Genomic DNA, 20,455 nt, shown 5'->3' with positions numbered 1-20,455 from the left:
CTTATATTCCTCAAAGTTAGCCTGAATTGCGTTAAAGCAAGCATAAACGGGAAGCAGCTTTTGTCATGACACGGCATGCTGAGAGAGGCATTATGTCACACAAGACATAACTAATTATCCGGAGGAACGGCCATGAAACGCTCGAACGAACGTGAAGATATGCACCATGGCTCCCAAGCACCGTTGCCTTGTACGGGACTGGGGCTCGACCTGTCGGCATTGGTGCGACATGCCGGAACCATACACTTGGAAAAGACGGAAGGTTCTGCGGCTGCCGCCAGAAAAGACGCCCGCCTGCCTATCCAGCCCAAGGCATGCTGACCTTGCCCTGAGGTTCAGCCAGAGAACCTAGAGGGAAATCCAGTATCCGCCGAAGCGCCAACGGGGATGGACAATGCGGAAGGATTGCGGCTGGCGGACCTGTGTAAAGCGGTAACGAGGCTGAGCCCACGGTTCATCTGCCATGCCCTTCAGGCGCGCCACGCGCTCATCCGTCACAGGATGCGATCTGAGCAGCGATGGTTCCTGCTCCTTTCTTCCCGGAAAAAAGAGCCTGTCGAAGAGGCTGCCCTGCTGATACTCGATGCTGGCCAAGGCCCGCGCCAGCCCCAAAGGGTCCCCGGTCAGACGCGCGGCAGAGGCGTCGGCATCAAACTCTCGCGTGCGCGACAGGGCCAGTTGCAACAACATGCTCACGCCGGGAGCTCCCAACAGCACAAGCACCAAGCCCCACGAAACCGTCATATCGCCTACAAGCAGCAAGGGCAGGTTAATGAACAGCAGTACCTTGCCGATGGTGGAAAAGACGCCCGTAATTCTGGAAAAGATATCCGCCAAGGTCATGGCCTGAAGATCTTCGTGCAGGATATGGCTGATTTCATGCGCCAGCACGCCTGCAAGCCCCTCCATATCCAGCCGGTTCAGCAAACCGGACGTCACGGCAATGACCGCATCCTTCCTGCCTCCAACGGCAAACGCGTTCATGACCGGCGAAGGAACAAGAAACAATCTTGGAGTGCGGGGAAGCCCTGCCCTGCGGGCCATATCCGAAACCACGTCATACAGGGCCGGAACCTCATGCGGCAGCAGGGGGCGTGCACGGTACATGCGCATGAGCATGGCCGGAGACATGCGGGGAGCAAGAAGAGCAACTCCCGCTGCAAGAATAAGCGCCCACATGGCACCGGCCACTCCGCCGACGACCCAGCCGGCAAGACCGGAAACCGATGCAATGGCCACCAGAAGAAGAAAAGTCTGCCCCCGGTTGGTGCTCCGGGCCAGAGCGTGAGATTTCATCAGCATGATATACCTGCAATATGAACTGGTGCGTGGTACAAGAACCTATTCAAAAGAACCGTGAAGCCCTATCAGAAAGTCACATCATTCAGAATAACCATATTTTCAGGGCAGGCAATCAACAAGGGCAACTATCCTCCCGCATTGTTCCGGCGTTACAATTCCTCTTTGACTTTTATAGACTGCAGCAGCTATTTTCATTCATCCTCTTGATGGAAAAGTGCTTTTGACCGGTTGACACTTCAGCGCAAAAAGCGCATGTGAGCGCACTTCACGTCATCATCGGTCAATTTCTCTACCGATCAGCCCTAAACAATCGACACCATGAATCGCGACTACACCTACTCCATTCCATGGAACCTGCTGCTCATCACAGTCGGCTCCTGCATTTACGCCATAAGCATCAAGTCCATTGCCACGGTGCACGGATTCATTCCCGGCGGGATATTCGGCCTTGGCGCGCTCATCTATTACCGCACCGGCTTGCTGGACCCGGCGACATGGTTCTTCTTGATGAACCTGCCGCTCTTCGCCGTGGGTTGGTTCAAGGTAAGCAAGCGTTTCTGTCTTTACAGCCTGTTTGCCATGTGCTTTTCCACGGTGGCATACAAGGTTCTCAACATTCCCATCCACATAGAGAATGAATTCTACGCAACAGTGGCCAGTGGCGTGCTCTCCGGCCTCGGCGGCGGGCTTGTGTTGCGATCGCTGGGCTCCGGCGGCGGCATGGACATTGTGGCCATCATGCTGAACCAGAAGCACAACATAGGCGTGGGAAAAACATTTTTCGCCTTCAACGTGCTTCTCTTCTCCCTCTCGCTGTCGGTACTCAAGACGGACCTCGTGGTAGCTTCCGTCATCAACGTCTTTATAGCCTCCACCACTCTGGATTCCGTGCTCTCGCTGTTCAACCAACGCAAGGTGGTGTTCATCATCTCGGATCACGCCAAGGATATTGCGAGGGAGATCATGACCAAGCTGCAGCGCAGCGGCACCTTCCTCGAAGGCAAGGGAGCCTACACCGGCCAGAACCGCGACGTGCTGATGACCGTGATCAACAACATCCAGCTCAAGAAACTGGAAGAGATAACCTTCACCTGCGACCCCGATGCCTTCTTCATCGTGGAAAACACTTTCTCGGTGCTGGGGCAGGGATTCTCGCGACGCAAGATATACTAACGCCAAAGGGCGGGGATATCCCCGCCCTTTTCTTTTTGAGCAGAAAAAAAAGCCGGAGGCATTGTGCCTCCGGCTTTTGCTTGTATTCCGGTTATTCGCCGTTCTCCCTGGGCATTATCCACTGCATCAGCAGCTTCAGCTCTTCCTCGGAAAGATCGAACTGGGTGCGGTTGCACAGGTCTTTCACATTACGCATGAAGGCCTTGGCAACATCCTTGATATTCACCCCGCTCTGCTCGGCCAGCGGGTAGCCGCCGCGGGTGATGCCCACAAGCACAAAGTTCACATGGGCGCGTCCCACGGGAATGCCGCGTTCCACGCACTTGTCACGCACGCTGCGGGATGTGTTGGTCAGGAAGAAACCATTGGCGTTCACTTCTTCCACGATAAGGCCCAGCAACTGCTTGTAGTGCTCAGGCATGAGCAGCGGCACATCCGTCAGACGATGCACGCGCACGGCAAATTCATACAGCTCGGGATAGGCATCACGGAAGTCGGCACGTGCCGAGGTTTCCTCAGGTTCCTCGTGGCGCGCGGGATCAAATACATATCCGGGCACGACATTGGACACTTCCAGCCTGTCCAATTCAAGGGCTTCCAGAAAATCACGGAAACGACCGTAACCAAACCAGTCCTGACCGGCGTCCAGTTCCTTCTGCAGAGAATGGGAAAGCTGGGCAAGCGGCACGGGGGAAGCGGAATCCGCAACCATGCGCTTCACGATCTGAGCGCCGCGCTCCATATGGCTGCGCTCCGGACGGGGCGAACGCACGATACGGGCACTCGACTGGACAGGCCCCTGAACCTGATAGTCTTCCATGGGACGCTGCTCGTCGAAGGGACGTTCGTCCAAGGCCTGCTGTACAAACCAATCCTCGCGAATCCGCCACGAGCTGGCCGCGGTATACGCGGGGGCCGCATAGCCAACGGAAAGCACCAAGGTACGACGCGCGTGCTCCTGCAGACGAATAAGCAGGGGCGTAAAGTCGGCATCACCCGAAAGGATGATGAACTCATCAAACATGGTCTTGTGATTCAGGGTATCCATGGCATCCATGACAAGATGGATATCTGCGCTGGTCTTGCCCTGATTGGTAAGCGGCGGACAGTCAATAACGTTGAATGCCGCACGGATGAAGAACGGACGGTACTGATGATAGCAATGAGGATTCAGATAACAGCAACGCTTGAGAATGCGCCTGCGCACCCCTTCACCATACAGCATGCGTACGGCATGGGTTTCCAGCCAGCGCAACCAGCGCTGCGGGTTGGTTGCAAAGGCACGGGCGGCTGCGGGAGCCAGTTCATCAAGACGGGTAAAAATGTTGTCGAAATCAACGAATAACGCGGTGTAAACCTCATCAAAATTGCTGCTGATACGTGATTGTCTTCTTTCCAACATACCTTTTTCCTAAACTGTAAACTACGTACTAACCAAAACACCTATACACAATGTCATGGAAAAAGCGGCCTTATCCGTTGGCACGGGTACGCCGGTCATTTTCCAAAAAGGAACCGGTTACAGAGTTGGGGTCGGCGATAATCGCCTCCGGCGTGCCGGAAGACACTATCCTGCCGCCGTTTTCGCCACCGCCGGGACCAAGGTCGATGACATAATCCGAAGCCATGATCACATCGGTATTATGCTCGATCACGACAACCGTCGCGCCTCTGTCCACAAGCTGATGCAACACGCGGATGAGCTTGCCCACTTCATGCATATGCAGGCCGGTGGTCGGCTCATCCAGAATATACAGGGTTCCCGGCAGACTGCGCTTGCCGAGCTCCCGGGATATCTTGATCCGCTGCGCCTCGCCGCCGGAAAGCGTGGTGGCGGGCTGACCGAGCCGGAGATACTCCAGCCCCACGTCTTCCAATACTGCAAGACGACGTTCCAGAACAGGATAATTTTCAAAAAACACTTTAGCTTGCCGCACGGTCATGTCCAGTACCTCGGCAATGTTCTTGCCCTTGTACCGCACTTCAAGCGTCTCATGATTATAGCGCTTGCCCTTGCAGACATCGCAGGTCACGTAGACATCGGGCAGGAAGTGCATCTCCACCCGAATCTGCCCGTCGCCGCCGCATGCTTCGCAGCGTCCGCCGCGAACGTTGAAGCTGAAACGCCCCGGCTTATAGCCGCGTTTCTTCGCATCAGGCGACATGGCAAAGATGTTCCGAATCTCGTCAAAGACCTTGGTGTATGTTGCCGGGTTGGAACGCGGCGTACGCCCGATAGGGGTCTGGTCAATGGCGACAATTCTTTCAATATGCTCAAGCCCTTCAATACCCTGAATCTGCCCGGGGCTGTCAACCTTGATGGACTGATGCAGCGCAATATGCTTGTACAGGGAATCCACCACCAGCGAACTCTTGCCGGAGCCGGAAGGACCGGTAACGCAGGTCAGCGCCCCCAGCGGAAAACGTACATCCACGTTCTGCAGATTGTTCGTGGTCACGCCCTTCAAGATCAGGTGCTCATCCCCTTCCCTGCGTTCGTCCGGCAGATCGATGACCATCTCCCCGCGAAGGTACTTGGCAGTGAGCGATTCGGAATGCTCCAGCAGATCCTTCACGGTTCCGTTGAACATAATGTCACCACCAAGCATGCCGGAGCCCGGCCCAAGCTCGATAACCGTGTCCGCCTCGCGAATGGTGGCCTCGTCATGCTCCACAACCAGCACGGTGTTGCCACGGCGTTGCAGGCTGCGCAGGGTGTTGATGAGCCGTTCGTTGTCCTTGGGATGCAGGCCGATGGAAGGCTCGTCCAGCACGTAGGTCACGCCCACCAGACCGGAACCGAGCTGGGAGGCAAGGCGAATACGCTGCGCCTCGCCGCCGGACAGCGTGGACATGTTACGGCCAAGGGAAATGTAATCCAGCCCCACGTTCACCATGAAGCCCAGACGATGGGTCAGCTCCTTCATGAGCGGCTCGGCGATGATCGCCAGAGACTTGTCGAAAGTGCGGCTCTGCAGCCATTCCAGCGCCCTGCCCACGGAAAGTGAGCAGAAGCCGAATATGGAGAGATCATCCACCCGCACGGCAAGGGATTCGTCCTTCAGGCGGGCACCGTTGCACTTGGGACAGGGCTTGCTCTGACGGAAGCGCGAAAGCTCGTCGCGCCATGTCTGGCCGAACTCCATGCCGCGCTCAAGGATGGAGGTCACGCCTTCCCAGCCTGTTCCCTTGTGGCCATGGAACAGCGCCTCCCATGCCTGTTCGGAATAGTCCCTGAACGGGGTGTTCAACGCGAAATCGAATTCCTTGCCGAGCACACGCAGGCCGCTAGCATACCGTTCCATTACCTTGGGGTTTTTCCACGGCAGCAACCCGCCGTCTGCAAGAGAAAGCCCCTTGTTGGGCGCAAGCAGATTGGGTTCGAAATAATCAATGGCCCCCAGACCGGAGCACCGTGGACAGGCACCTTGCGGGCTGTTGAAGGAAAACAGTTGCGGCGACAGCTTGGGCAGGCTGATCTTGCAGGTGGGGCACACGGATTCCGTGGAATGGATCGTCTCTTCGCCGCCCACAACGGACGCGATAAGCCGCCCTTCCCCGTACTTCAGGGCCAACTCGACGGAGTCGGCAAGCCTGCCGCGCAGCCCTTCCTTCATGACAAGGCGGTCAATGACCAGCTCAATGGAGTGCTTCTTGTTCTTCTCCAGCCCGGGCACATCGTCTATGGTCATGACATCGCCATTCACACGCACGCGCACAAAGCCCTCCGCCTTGAGCTTCTTGAAGCGGTCCGCGTGGGTACCCTTCTGATGCTCAACCAACGGGGCCAGCACCATGAACTTGGTGCCTTCCGGCAGGGCGAGAATGTCCGCGATAATCTCATCGGCGGCCCGGGCCGCGATGGGCTTGCCGCACTCGGGACAATACATGGTGCCAAGCCGGGCGTAGAACACGCGCAGGAAGTCGTAGATCTCCGTCACCGTACCCACCGTAGAGCGCGGGTTGCGGGAGGAAGCCTGCTGCTCCAGCGAAATGGCAGGCGAAAGCCCTTCGATCTTATCCACCTCCGGCTTGTCCATCTGCGGCAGGAACTGACGCGCATAGGCAGAAAGCGATTCCACATAGCGGCGCTGCCCTTCTGCATAGACAAGATCAAAGGCCAGAGTGGATTTGCCTGAGCCGGAAGGACCGCAGACGACAACAAGCTCGTCGCGCGGGATATCCAGTGTCAGGTTCTTGAGGTTATGCTGCCGTGCGCCTTCTATATGGATGCAATTCTTCTGCGTCATGATCTGGGGATGCCCGTAGGGTCTTCGGAAAGGTGTAAAAGGCCTGCAAGCCAATTAGGAAAAACTATCATTCCTGCACAGCTTGCGCTGAGGGCATAGCATAAGACCTGTGACGGATTGTGCAACCCCTTGCAGGCAAGGTCCGCAAAAAATGTCATGGGGAAGGCCATGCAGCCATTCCCCATGACATATCGAACTACATGAGAATACGCGCCAGAATGGGGGCGAAGACCAAGGCGGGCAGCATATTCGTCAACGGAATGCGCCGCAATTCCATGAGGTTGACGCTAATGCCGATAATAAGCGCGCCACCGGTGGCGATAAGCTCCGTCATCATGGCCTCGTTCAAGACGGGCTGCAGCACGGTAGCAAAGACGGTCAGGCTTGCCTGATAAATGAATACCGGAATGGCGGAGAACACCACACCCACGCCGTAGCTTGCAGCAAACGCAACAGAGGCGAAACCGTCCAGAATGGACTTGGTGAACAGAATGGTATGATCGCCGCGCAACCCTTCATCAAAGGAGCCGAGAATTGCCATGGCACCAATGCAGAACAGCACGGAAGAGGAAACAAAACCCTCGGTAAAGCGTTCGTTGCCGCTGCGCATGCGCTTCTTCATCCAGTCGCCCAAGGCCGTCAGCCTGTCTTCCAGCCTGAGCAACTCGCCGGTAATGGAACCGAGCAGAATACTGAACACCAGCACCAGCGGGTTCTGCGTTTTGAGGCCCATCTGCAACCCGATGATCAGGGTACACAGCCCTAGGCCGGTAAACACGATTGCCCGCATGCGATCCGGCAGACGGCCGCCCAGAACCAGGCCGACCACGCCACCCACAACAATACACACTACGTTAAAGACGGAACCAAGCGGGAAAACCATGTAACACTCCCATGGAAAACGATTACAACGGAAGGCAAATTAGGTATCCTAGCCCGCATTAGATGTTAAGCAATTTGTTATACGGAGACGCGGATGAAATCGTTGACGCCAAACCTGATGGTCGCAGACGTTGCCCGATCACTGCAATTCTACTGCGACGTGCTCGGCTTTACCTTTGAAATGGGCGTAGCAGAAGAAGGCGGTCCCATAGCCACAGACAGAAGTGCGGAACAGGATTTCATATACGCCATGGCGAGAAACGGCGGAGCTTGCCTGATGTTTCTGGAGCGGAATGCCTTTGCCCGCGACCTGCCGGCATTTGCCGGAAAAGCACCCGGTTCCAGCGCCACCTTCTACATGGAGCTGGACAATCTGGACGGCCTGCATGAACAGCTCCATGGTACGGTCACGGAAGTGAAGGCCATTGGCAACATGTGGTACGGCATGCGCGAGTGGTACATTGCCGATCCGGACGGCTATGTGCTCTGTCTCGCAGAAGCCCTGCACGGTTGAGGGGCATAGCCGCCCCCACTCTGCTGGATTAAACGCTCTGGCGGACAAACGGGCTGTTCCGTATACATTGGGCTGGCGAAGGACTGTGAAGGTCACTTCCTGTCCGCCGCAAACCAAACGACCTGAACAACCGCAGTTGACAATCTGCCGGAAATTGCACTATAAAACGCTTCCTCACACGCCGGGGTGGTGGAATTGGTAGACGCAGCGGACTCAAAATCCGCCGCCCGCAAGGGCTTGAGGGTTCGAGTCCCTCCCTCGGTACCACAAAGAAAAACAACGGGTTATCCGCATCAAACAGAGCGCGGAAAAGCCCGTTATTTTTTTACCCTGTGCGCTTTTGTGCCCCGTCTGTGCCCCGTAGCACAGGCAGTACCCTCCCCTTGTGCCCTTCAGCGGCGTGCGATCAGTGCGCCCAACCAAGGGGCGGGCGCATCCGTTCAGGGGGGCGCTCTCCCTCTTTCCCCCCTCCCCCCTCTCCTCAAGAGAACCGCGAAATATCTAAAGGGCGGCCCCATGCCTCACGGGTCCTCCCGGCGACCTGAATTCACAGGGGTCGGTTTCAGCACATTGTGTTCGCGGGTGGGGGCTGGGAAAAATTCTGAAAATTTGAAAATCGTGCAGATTTTTGGCGGGTTGCGTGTGGTTTCGCCAGAGTTGGGCGGTGGGCCGCAGCCTGTTGTCATGGGGGTGGCGGCATGAGTCAGGAACTGAACCAGACCCCACCGGCACAGTGGAGCCGCGAGCAGATGCGGGCCGCCGTGCTGGCAGATGTGGACACGGAGATACGGGAGGCTTGGGCCGAAGCGCTGAAAAAGCACGGCAAGAAGCTGGACCAAGACCGGATTGACCCGCCCCTTGCGCACGCATTGCATGAAGGCGAAGCCAAGCCGGACCCCAAGCCGAAGAAATATACCATCAAGCAGCTGCAGCACTACATGAACCGCAACGAGCTTGGCGACCTTGAGTTGCTGATTGAGCGATGTGGTGACGTGTATTGCTTCGACAAAAAAGCCAAGAAATGGTGGAGGTTTACAGGTGGCATCTGGTCAGAGGATGCCGTCAGCGAGCTAGGGCGCGAAGTCATGGCGCTGGGTGACCACTACGAGAAGGGAGCCCTTGAACAATGGAAAGTGGTTGAGTCACCAGAGACGCGGGAAGAAAGAGCGCTCACGAAGGCCAAGGAGCTGCACGCTGACCTTACGAAGAAGGCGAAGGCGCTGCGCGGCAGCTCCCGCCGTGAGAACGTGATCAAGACGGCCACCATTGGCTCAGAGTCGTTCGCCATCTCCGGCGAGGAATGGGACAGGCACCCGACGTTGCTGGCCTGCGCCAACGGCTATGTGGATATGGAAACGGGCAAGCTCTACAAGCCTGACCCGAAGCTGTATCTGCGGCAGCGCTCTCCATACCCATATTATGGGCTCCACACCTATGACCCGTTCTTTGACGAGATGGTGCGGAAGATCCTGTGCGACCGCGACGGGCTGCTGGACTACCTGCCCAAGGTGGTCGGCTACGCGGCCACGGGCAACCTGACGCACAAGGAGTTCTATGTTGCCTATGGCCCTGAAGGCGACAACGGCAAGTCGCTTTTGTTCAAGGGCTTTCTCAAGGCCATCGGCACATATGGTGCCACCCTGCGCACAGACCTGCTGCTTGAGAACAAGAAGCAGATCAACGAGGACCCGTTCTGGATTGCCCTGAAGGACAAGCGCATGGCTGTGGCCAGCGAGGCCAAGAAGGGCAGCAAGTTTTCCATGGACAAGATCAAGCTTGTCACCGGCTCAGACGGCACCGTGGTGCGCGGCCTGTATGCCGAGCCCACGGAACTGTTCTTTCCCACCAAGCTCATTCTGCATTCCAACTACATCCCTACAGCTCACGGCGGTGACGTGGCGTTCATGAAGCGCATGCGCATAATCCCTTTCAACGCCAAGTTCACAACCAACCCCAGAGAGGTGGACGAAGAGAATCACGTGCACCTTGCCATGGACATGAACGCGGTGAAGCAGCGACTGGAAGCCGCAGGCCCTGCTGTTCTTTCCTACATCATCAGAGGGGCAAAATCGTACCTTTCCAACCTTGATTTGACGCCGCCTTCAGAAGTGCTCGAACTGACCAAGGAATGGGCAGAAGATCAGGATATCATCGGGGAATTCCTGAACATTTGCTGCACAAGCGGCAAGCATGAAAAGAATCAGGTGAAGCCCACGTACCATGCCTTCAAACGGTACTGCATTGAGGAAAAAGAGTTTCAACCCAATCACGTACCCGGCTTTCGCAGCTTTGTTGAAGACATGGTGCGCAGGAAGGGGATTACCAAGGATACTTCCTCTAATTTCCACTACTTCCGAGGAATCAGAGTTAATCAGGAATGGGAGGCGACCAATGAGTAAACGTTCTGCACCCCAGATTTACCAGATTTTGCGCGGTGTTTTTCTGAGATTTCGGGAAGGGGCGCAAACCATTGCTATTCCTTTCTTTTCTCTTCTTTTTTTAGATTTAGATTTTGTAATAAGGAAAAAAGATAAGAAAAATAGAAAAGGAAAAGAAAGGGGTGTTTTTCCTGTGAATAGGGAAAACATAAAGGGAAGTTTTTCTAAAATCTATGAATCCAAACGCAACACACTGATTTCACTGTCGATATGTTGCCAGATTTTCGCCCTGTCCTTTTTGCGGCAAAATCTTATCTGCGGGGGTGCCGTATGGGCATAGCGTTGCAGCTGGACCGGGCAACCCGCGAACAGATTGTGCGTGAGGTGCTGGTCAACCCGCAGCCCAAGGGCGACAAAGTGGGGGCGCATTGCCCGTTCCACCAAGAGAAAACCCCGGGCGGTGCGTTCTTCTATGATCTGGAAAAAGATGTGGGGAGTTGCCTTTCTTGTGGAAACCATGACGATCTGCTCGCCATATGGAACATGCACCACGGACGGCAGCCCGATGATTCCGACGGCTACCGCGAATTTGTGCAGACCTACTTCCGCGAGAACGCGCCCACTGCCAAGGCGAAGAAAGCCGCCAAGACCATGGGCCCGCCACCTGCATGGCAACCGCGCCCCTATGATCTGCCGCCGGAGCGGTGGAGCCAGAAGGCTGGCGAGTGGGTTGAGGAATGCTGTGCCGCCCTGCTGCGCAATGATGCCCGCCTTGAACAGCTGTATGCGTGGGGGATTCTACCGGAGACGGTGGCCGCGTTGAAAATCGGCTGGCACGAAGGCGAGAAAGGCGGCAGTACCTACCGCAAGTTTACCCATTGGGGTCTGCCCTACTGCGAGAACGAAAAGGGCAACGAGCGCTGTGTGCGTCTGCCGCGCGGGTTCGTGTTCCCCGGCTATCGCGGTAGCGGCGATGGCCGCCGCGTGATCAGCATGCACGTGCGGCCCGATTGCCCTGAATTTGAGAATGACCCCAAGTACATACGCATAACTGGCAGCGGGAACCACCTGTACATATTCGGCGAGCCTCACTGGAAGATATGGGTGACGGTGGAAACCGTGCGTGACGCCGAACTGCTGTGGCAAGAGCTTGCCCCGCTGGAAGTAGGGGCCATGGCCATAGGCGGCGCAAGCATTCGTCCCGATGCCGAGGCGCACAAGATTCTTGCCGGTGCTGATCTGCTCCTGAACGCCATGGACAACGACAACGCCGGAAAATCCAACAGCTGGCACTTTGAGCCGTGGAATCACGGCAAGTTCGCATGGCAGACCCAATACCCCAACGCTGTGCGCTGGCTGGTTCCCTCCGCCATCGGCAAGGATGTGGGCGACCTGCCTGCAGCTGGTGTGAGCGTGTGGGACTGGTTTTCTGCCGGATTGCCTGATCACATTCTGAGGCGCTTAGAAATTCGGCGCGATGCGCTGGCGCGTGATGGTGAGGCAGAGGGGGGAGCGGACGCCGGAGCGGAAGCGGCGGGCGAAGTCGCGGAAGCCGGTGCGGCAGATGGCGGCGCTGCTGGGTTGGCACAGGGTGTCGCCCAGGGTGACGAAGCTGTCAACCAGACGGAGCGGCCCGTCAACCAGAGCGGCAACGCTGTCACCCAGAAGGCGCAGGCAGCGCCGGTTCCGCCCAAGCGGTGGGAATCGCCAAGGCCCGCGCGCGGGGTGCGGTATCTGCCCCTGCCGGATGCGGCCCGAATTGGTGACTCCGCATATGAGGATTACGCGCAGCGCCTTGCCGAGAACGGCAGCGCCCTGCTGCTGGAAGTGCAGGCTGGCAGAATCCGCAAGGCCGTGTGGCCGACCAACGCGCCGAGGGTGAAAGGCATTGAGGAAGGTTTCAACATCATGCTGCGGAACGATTCGGAAGTGACCGCCCGCATTGAACAGGCGCTGAAGGAGGCTGCGTAACATGGCGAAAGACAAGAATCTCGTTGAGGGCGTGGACTACTTCATCAACGCCAAGCAGGTAAAGGACCACCTGCACAGCCTTGGCTACACGGTTGCCTACAACACGATTGCCAAGTTCCTGAAGCAGAACAGTATACCCAAGCGGCGCGGGGGCGGATGGACCGCCCAGAGCGTGGAGCAGTTCGCGCTGCAGATGTGGAGCGACAAGCGCAAGGTCGACCCCAGCGCGGCAGCCAGCGCGCCTGTTGTTTCTGCGGATAGTTCCAGCGCAGCGGAAGAGCGCACGCAGGCGGACGCACGCCTCAAGGTCGTGCAGGCAGAGGCCGCGCAGTTCCGCTTTGACAAGGAGCGCGGCAAGTACGTGCTGACCTCCACCATGGATGCAGAGCTTGGCGCACGGGCCAAGGCGTTCCGCATCGGGCTGCAGAAGTTTGGCGTGGATGTTTCGGACAAGGTTGCCGCCATGTTCGGCGGAAGCCGCAAGGCTGCCGAAGCGCTGGCGCGTGAGCTGGGCACGCCGGAAGAGCTGATGGATGCAACGGTGCTCAAGATCGTCGACTTTCAGCTTTCGCGCGCAGACCGCTTTGCCCGCCTGTGGAAAGGCGAGATTGAAAAGCTGCTGGACCCATACGGCACGGGCCACTGGTGGACGGAAGACATGGCCGAGGCGTGGGAACGGTTCGAGCAAGGCGGCATGATGGACGCAGAAGGAGATAGTCATGCAGATGCAGCCTAACCCGCCTTTCACCTTCCGGCCTGCGGAGTGCGATGTGTTCCGCCGCCCCGATGCCGCCCGTACCGTGGATTGGGCCGCCAAGCATGTGCGCATTGTTGACGGTCCCTACAAGGGGCAGCCGTGGGACCCGAACGTGCTGCCGCATGTTGTGGGCGCTCTGGATATTCTGGACCGACAGGAAATCAACAAGGCATTTTTCATCTGGTGCAGCCGCGCTGCCAAAACCACCACGGCGGAAATATGGTCACTGGCCGAGCATGAGCGCCACGGCCACAACATAGCCATGGGCATGGCTGATGAAAACGCGCTGAACCGGCATTTCACCGGCAGCCTGCATGAGTTGATCAAGGGTATCAAGCCGGTCCGCGCCAAGCTGCACGGGCGCAATGCCCTGCAGAAAGACGAAGTGCGCTTTGCCGATGGCAGCGCGGTATACGGCATGTGGGCCGGTTCTGACAGCCGCACCCGTTCCTTTTCAGCCGCCGTTGTGCTCATCGACGAAGAAGACGTGTACCAAGACAAGGGCATAGTTCTGGCGATGCAGGAACGCGGCGACGAATACAGCAAGATGGGGCTGCAGAAGATTATCCGCGCCTGCCGCCCCAAGGGGAACGACAAGCAGAGCACCATATGGGCCGATGCCGAAACAGAGGCCCATGCATGGTTGAACTATGAATGCGAGTGCCCCGGCTGCCACACGCGGCAGGTGATGGAGCATGAGCACCTTGTGGCCATGAACGGCAGCAAGGACCCCAAGGAGATCCGGCGCGATCAGCTGGGCCGGTACAAGTGCGTTGCCTGCGGGTATACGTGGACGGACCGCGCCCGCACGGTTGCCATGCAGAACGGCGGGTGGGTTGCCACCAAGGGAAACCTTGACGGTGCCACGGTGGTGGCCTTTCACCTGCGCCGGTGGGAAACCCCGCTTGTGTCGCTCTCCGATGTGCTGGCCGACTGGTTTGAGGCGCAGGGCAACCCGCGCAAGCTGCAGGTGTGGGACAACAACACCTGCGCCAAACCGTACAAGTTCATTCAGCTGGAACAGGACGAAAACGCCCTGCGCAAGCATGTGTCAGAACACATGCTCAACGGCGAGGTTCCTGAGTGGACACTGGCACTCACCTTTGCTGCGGACATGCAGAAGGACCACTTCAAGTGGAGCGTGTGTGCGCATGGCGTAGCCGGTAGCGGGCGCATGGAAATGATCATCAGTTACGGAACGGTGGTCACCTTCGATGAGCTGGGCAAGCTCATTTTTCAAAGCCGGTACAAGACGAAAGACGGGAAACGGGAGCTGGGTATATGGCGCGCCTCGCTGGACGTGGGCGGCACCAAGCACGAAAACCAGATGGACTCCCGCCCCGTGCAGGCGCTCTTGTGGCTTTCCAGCCAGCGGCGCGGGGTTGTGTTCCCCACACGCGGCATGAGCCGGACTTCTCCCGGTCAGCTGGTGAAGCAGACTGTGGTGGAAAAGCTGCCGGATGGACGCAATCTTGCCATGGGGCAAGGCGGCCTGACCATGGCGTGGATTGATACGGACGCCTTCAAGCGTGACATCTTCTGGCGATTGGCAGAAGGCGCGGGCGAAGAGCCGCTGTTTTTCCACGGGCAGACCACGGACGAATATCTCAAGGAAATCGCATCGGAAAAGCTGGAACGCGACAAGACCGGCAAGGAAGCGTGGGTGCGCGTGCGTGCCAACCACTGGCTGGACTGCCTTGTGCAGCACATGGCCATGGCGTGGTGGCAGTGGTCACCCAGCCTTGTGAGCATGGCAGCCAGCTTGCCCAGCGGAGAGCAACCCCTCCAGCGCGAACAGGCAAAGGCCCAGAAGCAGGAAGACAACCCTTGGACGGGCGGCATCAGCCTGTTCGGCGAATAGCGGAGGCACCATGAGCAGAATGAGCAAGACCATGATTATCGCGTTGGTGGCTCAAGCGGAAGGCGGCGTGGACTATGACCGGCAGCGCGGCATGGCGCTGTGCCCTGCCTGCGGCAAACGGGCCAAGGTTGTGACAACCCGCAACTGGGACGGGAACGTGCGGTTGCGCTACCACAAGTGCATGAACAAGCAATGCCTGTTGTATCGGACGGGTACGACCATCAAGAGCATAGAAGTAGACGCCTTGGCAGCGTAGCCCCCTGCAACTTTTCCCCGCCACGGCGGGGAACGCAACACCACTTTCATGCAATCGGAGACGGGGAAATGAGAGAACAACGACCGAAGGTGGCGCACCTGACCATAAAGCTGGCAGACGGTTCGGTCCGCAGTATTGCCATATATCACGCCGAGGAATGGCCGAAGCGAAACGGACCGCACGGGCTGCTGCGTGTGCAGGACGGTGAGCGCTGGGTAAGCCGCGACGGCGGCAAGTACGACTGGCACACACCGGAAGCCGTGGGCGCTTTCATTGCTGAACTGCTGCGCGAACAGCTGGGCACCATGGAGCCGGAACCGCACATTGCGCCGGATACTCCGGCAGGCACCCGCGTGCTGGTGCGCTCTGCCGACGATGAAGAGAACGTATTCAAAACCCACACGCGCACGTCGCCCTTTGACCGTGGGGGGCAGTGGAAGGTCTATGTGGTGGGCTGCAGGACTCCCTTGCCGCTGGAATGTGTGCAGCTTGTCAGCGAGATAGAGAAAGGTGCCACTTTCGCCATTCCAAAATCCGGCGGCAACCCGCACCAGCACTTAACGGAACAGGTATAGCCGATCTAGTATTGTACTAATATAGTACACACTTGCTTGCATTCCATAGGCCCCATGGTGGTATTTTCCGAGGAAACTACACCATGGGGCTTTTGCATGACAGACGCCGAAAGAACGCAAAACAGACTTGATGCCTACTACGCAGCAGAGACGGCAATCCTTGCCGGGCACCAGTCCTACACTGTGGAAGGCACTGCATACACCCGGGCCAACCTGCAGGACGTGCAGCGCATGATCAACCAGTTGCGCAACGAACTGACCGCCATGCGGAACGGTGGAAGCATCCGGCAGACGCAGGTGGTGTTCTAATGCGGCCCGTGCAGGCCATATCCGGCGGCATGACCGCGCTGGCTGCATTCCCTTCTTCTGCGTGGCGGTCGCTCTCTGATGCTGCGTTCAACATGGTCACATCCGTGCGCTGCAGCATAATGGCATTTAGCAGTCCACATGCTGCGCTTGCCTACCGCGAACAGCGGGCCTTTTATCTTTCCTATTCCGCAGCCAACCGCAAAGGACCTAACAAGAACTGGCGGCCCAGCAACAAGACGGCTGATGAACAGATCATGCGCGGCTGGTCAGACGTTATGGCCCGCGCCCGCGATCTTGCCCGCAACAACCCGAATATTTCCGGCGCGCTGCGCAAGATATGCAACAACGTGGTGTTCAAGGGCATTATGCCGCAGGCCCAGCTTATGCGCGGCGATACTTCCGACGAGGTGAACAACCGTCTTGTTGAGCACCAGTTCAAGAAGTGGGCACGGCAGGTCAAGTTCCGCAGCAAGCAAAAGCTGGCGGTGCGTTCCTTGTGGTCGGACGGTGGTTCGTTCGTTCGTTGCTTTGCCAGCGAGACGCTGCACAAGCGCGGCGTGGTGCCGCTTGGTATCGAGATTCTTGAAGTGGACCACCTTGACCGCGAACGTAACGAAGAGCTTGAAAACGGCAACGTAATCAACAGGGGCATAGAGTACACCCCTGACGGTTTTGTTGATGCTTATTGGCTCTTCCCCAACCACCCCGGCAACACCCGCAATTTCATGCGCCGCCTGCACCAGAGCGAGCGCGTTTCCGCTGACACCTGCTTTCTGATCATGGACCCCGAGCGGCCCAGCCAGAGCCTGCCTATTCCGCTGCTGGCATCGGTGATCATGTCCATGCACAACTTCAACGAATATCAGGACGCAGAACAGATTGCCGCCCGCATTGCTGCGGCCTTCTCTGTGTTCGTCAAGACTACTGGTATCGGTCAGGTCGGTAACGGTCTTGACGGTTCCCCCCTGCCCACCATGGCGCAGGGAACCACCACCGAAGGCAAGCCACTCCCCGGCTTTGTCGGCACGGGTAACATTATTGAGCTGCCCCCCGGCAAGGAAATTCAGGTCGCCAACAACCCGCGCCCCGGTGAGAACTACGAACCTTTTACCCGCACAAACCTGCGCAACGCTTCAACCGGCGTGGGCATGAGTTCCGCAGCCTTTTCCAACGACTATTCAGACGCGAACTATTCCAGCATCCGCCAGAGCGTGCTTGAAGAACGGCGCAGCTATCAGGACCAGCAGCAGCTTCTGAAAGACGAAATGCTCGATCCCGTATTTGAGCTGTGGGTCCTTTTCCGCTGGCTGTTCGGCTACGGGCAGGAACGGGAAATCCCCGTTGTGTGGCAGACGCCCGGATGGGAATGGGTTGACCCGCTCAAGGACGCCAACGCCGCAAAGATTCTCAAGGAAATGGGCATAGAGAACGAAATTGACCTCGCTGCCAGCCGTGGCCGCGACTACGAAGAGAACGTGGAAAAGCAGGCCCGCGCCAAGGACATGCGCAAGCGCAAAGGTCTGGATACGGAACAGGAGGCAAAACCAGATGCTTAGACCGAAGAAGGGCGAAGGCAAGCAGGCGTTCATGAAGCGCGCTGTCAGCGAGCTGATGAAACAGGGCAAGAAGGAAGCCGACGCCATGGCCGAGGCTGCCCGCCTGTGGAATTCCGCCAACCTTTCCGCCGAAGAGGCCGGAGTTTTTACCCTTTCCTGCGTCAAGCCCGTGCAGCTTTCGGAAGGTGCAGGCGAAGGCAAGCCCCGCCGGTTCTCCATTCTCGCCAACACGGGCGGCGTGAATGACCTTGGGTATTACCGATTCGTGCTCAATATGAGCGGCTGCAAGCACCACGCTAAGTTCCCCGCATTGTACGAGCATGACCGCAAGCAGATAGCTGGCTACCACGACAGCGTGAAGACAGGCAAGGAAGGTCTGATTCTTTCCGGTCAGTTCGTGGACACCGCCATAGCACGGGAAATTATCAAGATCGCAGATGAGGGTTACCCGTGGCAATCGTCCGTTGGCGTGTGGCAGCTGCAGACTCGTTTCCTCAAGACTGGCGAAAAGGCCACCGTGAACGGCCAGACGTTCGAAGGGCCTTTGGAAATTTGGGATGAGTGGAAGCTTAATGAAAACTCTTTCTGCTCGATTGGCGTTGACGATGAAACGGCGGCAATAGTCATGAGCCGCGAAAACCATAACCCGGAGGTTACCGTAATGTACTCCAGAGAATTGAAATTGGCTCTTGGTCTTGCCGCCGACGCCACCGACGCCGAAGTGCGGGCCAAGCTTGCCGCCATGCAGCTGGCGGAAGATGCAACCGAAGCACAGGTGTTTGCGCACCTGCTGGCACAGAAGCCCAACGCCGAACCGGACAAGGGCGGCAAGGACCTGAGCCAGCCCGGTGGCACTGTGCCTGCACAGCCCGCCCCCGCTGATCTTTCCGCAGAAGTGGCGCGTCAGCTGGCAATTGAAAAAGAACGTTCCAGCGGCATTATGGGGCTGGCCGTCAGGCTGGGGCTGTCCAAGGAATGGGCGCAGGACCTCATCGACAAGAGCACCAGCCTTGCCGATGCCCGCACGCTCGCCATTGAAGAAGCCACCAAGGGCAACAGTCCGTTCGGGGCCGGTCGCCTTTCCGAAGGAGCCACCGACAGCGATAAGTTCCGCAAGCTGGCATCCGCCGGTATCGGCCTTCGCTTCGGCATGGGCGATGCTTCCAAGGCGGACAACGATACCATGCAGTATAGCCGCATGGGGCTGCTCGCTCTCGCTTCTCTCTGTCTGCAGCGTGGTGGCATGAACACCATGTTGCTGGGCAAGGAAGAGATTGCCCGCAAGGTGCTTTCCCGCTCGTTCAACCTTGCCGCATCTACCAGCGACTTCAAGAGCATCATGATGGACGTCGCCCACAAGCGCATGCTTGAAAGCTACGGTATCGTGGAAGAAACGTGGCGCACCTTCTGCGATGTTGTTACCGCCACCGACTTCAAGGATATGCACGGCGTTTCGCTGGACGGCGCGCCCGAACTGTTGGCCGTACCGGAAAGCGGAGAATACAAGTCCGCCGTGCTCTCCGACGGCAAGGAGAGCTACCGCATCGCCAAGTACGGCCGCGTTATCCCCCTGACGTGGGAAGCTATCGTGAACGACGACATGCGCGCCTTCATGAAAATTCCCGGCATGTTCGGTTCTGCTGCGGCCCGTCTGGTTCTGGACATTGTGTACGGGCTGCTGAAGAGCAACCCTGTCCTTGGTGACGGAAAGGCCCTGTTCCATGTGGACCGTGGCAACATTGCTACCGGCGCAGACATCGGCCGCGTGACCATGGGCACCCTGAAGGCCATGCGCAAGGCTATGGGCACCCGTGCAGACCGTAGCGGCAACATGGTCAAGGTAACCCCCTCCACTCTGATTATTTCCATGGATCAGGCCACCGATGTTGATGTGCTGCTCACCTCTGCAGCCAACCCCGAAGGTGCCAACAGCGGTGTGAACAACCCCTTCCGAAATGCATTCATGCCTGTTGCCGACCCGCACGTTGACGAGATCCACGACAACGCATGGTTCGCCTTTGCCAAGCCCGGCCAGTTCGACGGCATTGAAGTGGCGTTCCTTGACGGCAAGCAGCAGCCTGAATTGACGGAGGATGAATCCTTTGATTCTGACTCCATCCGCTACAAGGCCCGCCTGTGCTGCGGCGCTGGCGTGATGGGCACCTTGGGCTGTTACTACAACCCCGGCGTTTCCGAATAATCCAAGCGGTACCCAGTCGGTAACGACTGAATAAGGAGCAAACATCATGGCACAGAACCATGTTCAGGAAGGCAAGAAAATGAATTGGACCAACGGCGGCGCGGCTGCCGTTGTGTCCGGTCAGGCGGTGGTTGTGGGCGCGCTGGTCGGCGTGGCCGCAGGCGACATTGCCGTAGGCGAAACCGGCGTGCTGGAAGTTGCGGAAGTGCGTTTCCTGCCCAAGGCCGCCGAAGCAATCACGCAGGGCGCCAAGCTCTATTGGGACGCCAATGGCAACCCCGTGGGCGGCGTGGCCGGTTCCGGCTGCCTGACCGCAACGGCAACCGACAACACCTATGCCGGTGTGGCCTTCGCGGCTGCGGCTGACACTGCCGCCACCGTGGATATCAAGCTGAACGCTTAACCGTTTCTTCTTCCTCCATACACCGGGGGCCGCCCATTCGGGTGGCAGCGAACTGAGGCGGCCCCCAC

The 20,455-nt window shown here is 58.0% G+C and carries 18 protein-coding genes and 1 tRNA gene; 15 read left to right on the top strand and 4 right to left on the bottom strand.

Annotated features, from left to right (window positions below; all coding sequences use genetic code 11):
- Positions 1–132 precede the first annotated feature (132 nt).
- Positions 133–321 (top strand): hypothetical protein, encoded by a 189-nt coding sequence (locus N1030_RS01860; RefSeq protein WP_265827313.1) that lies wholly within the window; start codon positions 133–135, stop codon positions 319–321.
- A 27-nt stretch (positions 322–348) separates the two neighbouring features.
- Here the strand turns inward: N1030_RS01860 and N1030_RS01855 are convergent, their stop codons facing one another.
- Complete coding sequence (locus tag N1030_RS01855; protein ID WP_265827312.1) at positions 349–1,302, bottom strand: zinc metalloprotease HtpX; 954 nt, start codon at positions 1,300–1,302, stop codon at positions 349–351.
- A 318-nt stretch (positions 1,303–1,620) separates the two neighbouring features.
- Here N1030_RS01855 and N1030_RS01850 point away from each other — a divergent pair, with 318 nt between their 5' ends.
- Positions 1,621–2,475, top strand: a complete 855-nt coding sequence (locus N1030_RS01850) for a YitT family protein (protein ID WP_265827311.1) — start codon at positions 1,621–1,623, stop codon at positions 2,473–2,475.
- Between the two features lie 91 nt (positions 2,476–2,566).
- On the opposite strand, the gene N1030_RS01845 is transcribed toward N1030_RS01850, so the two are convergent.
- From N1030_RS01845 to N1030_RS01835, 3 genes are all read right to left on the bottom strand, one after another.
- The gene (locus N1030_RS01845; RefSeq protein ID WP_265827310.1) at positions 2,567–3,877 is read right to left on the bottom strand and encodes an NYN domain-containing protein; all 1,311 of its coding nucleotides are present in this window, start codon (positions 3,875–3,877) and stop codon (positions 2,567–2,569) included.
- A 70-nt stretch (positions 3,878–3,947) separates the two neighbouring features.
- Positions 3,948–6,725 carry an excinuclease ABC subunit UvrA gene (gene uvrA / locus N1030_RS01840; RefSeq protein ID WP_265827309.1) on the bottom strand — a complete coding sequence of 926 codons (2,778 nt, stop codon included), beginning with the start codon at positions 6,723–6,725 and terminating at the stop codon, positions 3,948–3,950.
- A gap of 196 nt (positions 6,726–6,921) precedes the next feature.
- Positions 6,922–7,608, bottom strand: coding sequence for a DUF554 domain-containing protein (locus tag N1030_RS01835; protein ID WP_265827308.1), 687 nt, complete (start codon positions 7,606–7,608; stop codon positions 6,922–6,924).
- 93 nt (positions 7,609–7,701) lie between these two features.
- Here N1030_RS01835 and N1030_RS01830 point away from each other — a divergent pair, with 93 nt between their 5' ends.
- The 13 genes from N1030_RS01830 to N1030_RS01770 all read left to right on the top strand — a co-directional run bounded on the left by N1030_RS01830 (position 7,702) and on the right by N1030_RS01770 (position 20,387).
- Positions 7,702–8,121, top strand: coding sequence for a VOC family protein (locus tag N1030_RS01830; RefSeq protein WP_265827307.1), 420 nt, complete (start codon positions 7,702–7,704; stop codon positions 8,119–8,121).
- 180 nt (positions 8,122–8,301) lie between these two features.
- A tRNA-Leu gene (locus tag N1030_RS01825) sits at positions 8,302–8,388 on the top strand.
- 431 nt (positions 8,389–8,819) lie between these two features.
- Entirely contained in the window at positions 8,820–10,520 is a 1,701-nt protein-coding gene (locus N1030_RS01820; protein WP_265827306.1) for a DNA primase family protein, read from the top strand.
- Positions 10,513–10,839, top strand: a complete 327-nt coding sequence (locus tag N1030_RS01815; RefSeq protein ID WP_265827305.1) for a hypothetical protein — start codon at positions 10,513–10,515, stop codon at positions 10,837–10,839. The genes N1030_RS01820 and N1030_RS01815 overlap by 8 nt, the downstream gene beginning before the upstream one ends.
- Positions 10,830–12,470 (top strand): hypothetical protein, encoded by a 1,641-nt coding sequence (locus tag N1030_RS01810; RefSeq protein ID WP_265827304.1) that lies wholly within the window; start codon positions 10,830–10,832, stop codon positions 12,468–12,470. Before N1030_RS01815 ends, N1030_RS01810 begins: the two co-directional genes overlap by 10 nt.
- A gap of 1 nt (position 12,471) precedes the next feature.
- Complete coding sequence (locus tag N1030_RS01805) at positions 12,472–13,206, top strand: hypothetical protein (protein ID WP_265827303.1); 735 nt, start codon at positions 12,472–12,474, stop codon at positions 13,204–13,206.
- Positions 13,190–15,088, top strand: coding sequence for a terminase gpA endonuclease subunit (locus N1030_RS01800; protein ID WP_265827302.1), 1,899 nt, complete (start codon positions 13,190–13,192; stop codon positions 15,086–15,088). Before N1030_RS01805 ends, N1030_RS01800 begins: the two co-directional genes overlap by 17 nt.
- 10 nt (positions 15,089–15,098) lie before the next feature.
- Positions 15,099–15,344: an ogr/Delta-like zinc finger family protein gene (locus N1030_RS01795; protein WP_265827301.1), complete on the top strand. Its 246-nt coding sequence runs from the start codon at positions 15,099–15,101 to the stop codon at positions 15,342–15,344.
- Positions 15,345–15,412: 68 nt separating this feature from the next.
- Entirely contained in the window at positions 15,413–15,919 is a 507-nt protein-coding gene (locus N1030_RS01790; RefSeq protein ID WP_265827300.1) for a hypothetical protein, read from the top strand.
- Between the two features lie 96 nt (positions 15,920–16,015).
- Positions 16,016–16,228 (top strand): DUF6148 family protein, encoded by a 213-nt coding sequence (locus N1030_RS01785; RefSeq protein WP_265827299.1) that lies wholly within the window; start codon positions 16,016–16,018, stop codon positions 16,226–16,228.
- On the top strand, positions 16,228–17,784 hold the full coding sequence (locus tag N1030_RS01780; protein ID WP_265827298.1) for a phage portal protein: 1,557 nt from the start codon (positions 16,228–16,230) through the stop codon (positions 17,782–17,784). Before N1030_RS01785 ends, N1030_RS01780 begins: the two co-directional genes overlap by 1 nt.
- The gene (locus N1030_RS01775) at positions 17,777–19,984 is read left to right on the top strand and encodes a phage major capsid protein (RefSeq protein WP_265827297.1); all 2,208 of its coding nucleotides are present in this window, start codon (positions 17,777–17,779) and stop codon (positions 19,982–19,984) included. Before N1030_RS01780 ends, N1030_RS01775 begins: the two co-directional genes overlap by 8 nt.
- 46 nt (positions 19,985–20,030) lie before the next feature.
- Positions 20,031–20,387 (top strand): DUF2190 family protein, encoded by a 357-nt coding sequence (locus N1030_RS01770; RefSeq protein ID WP_265827296.1) that lies wholly within the window; start codon positions 20,031–20,033, stop codon positions 20,385–20,387.
- The last annotated feature ends 68 nt before the right edge of the window (positions 20,388–20,455 follow it).

It is taken from the genome of Desulfovibrio mangrovi, from assembly GCF_026230175.1.
Classification (GTDB): Bacteria; Desulfobacterota; Desulfovibrionia; order Desulfovibrionales; family Desulfovibrionaceae; genus Halodesulfovibrio; species Halodesulfovibrio mangrovi.
Note: the sequence above shows the minus strand (reverse complement) of the source record. Positions and strands in the feature narration are given on the sequence as shown.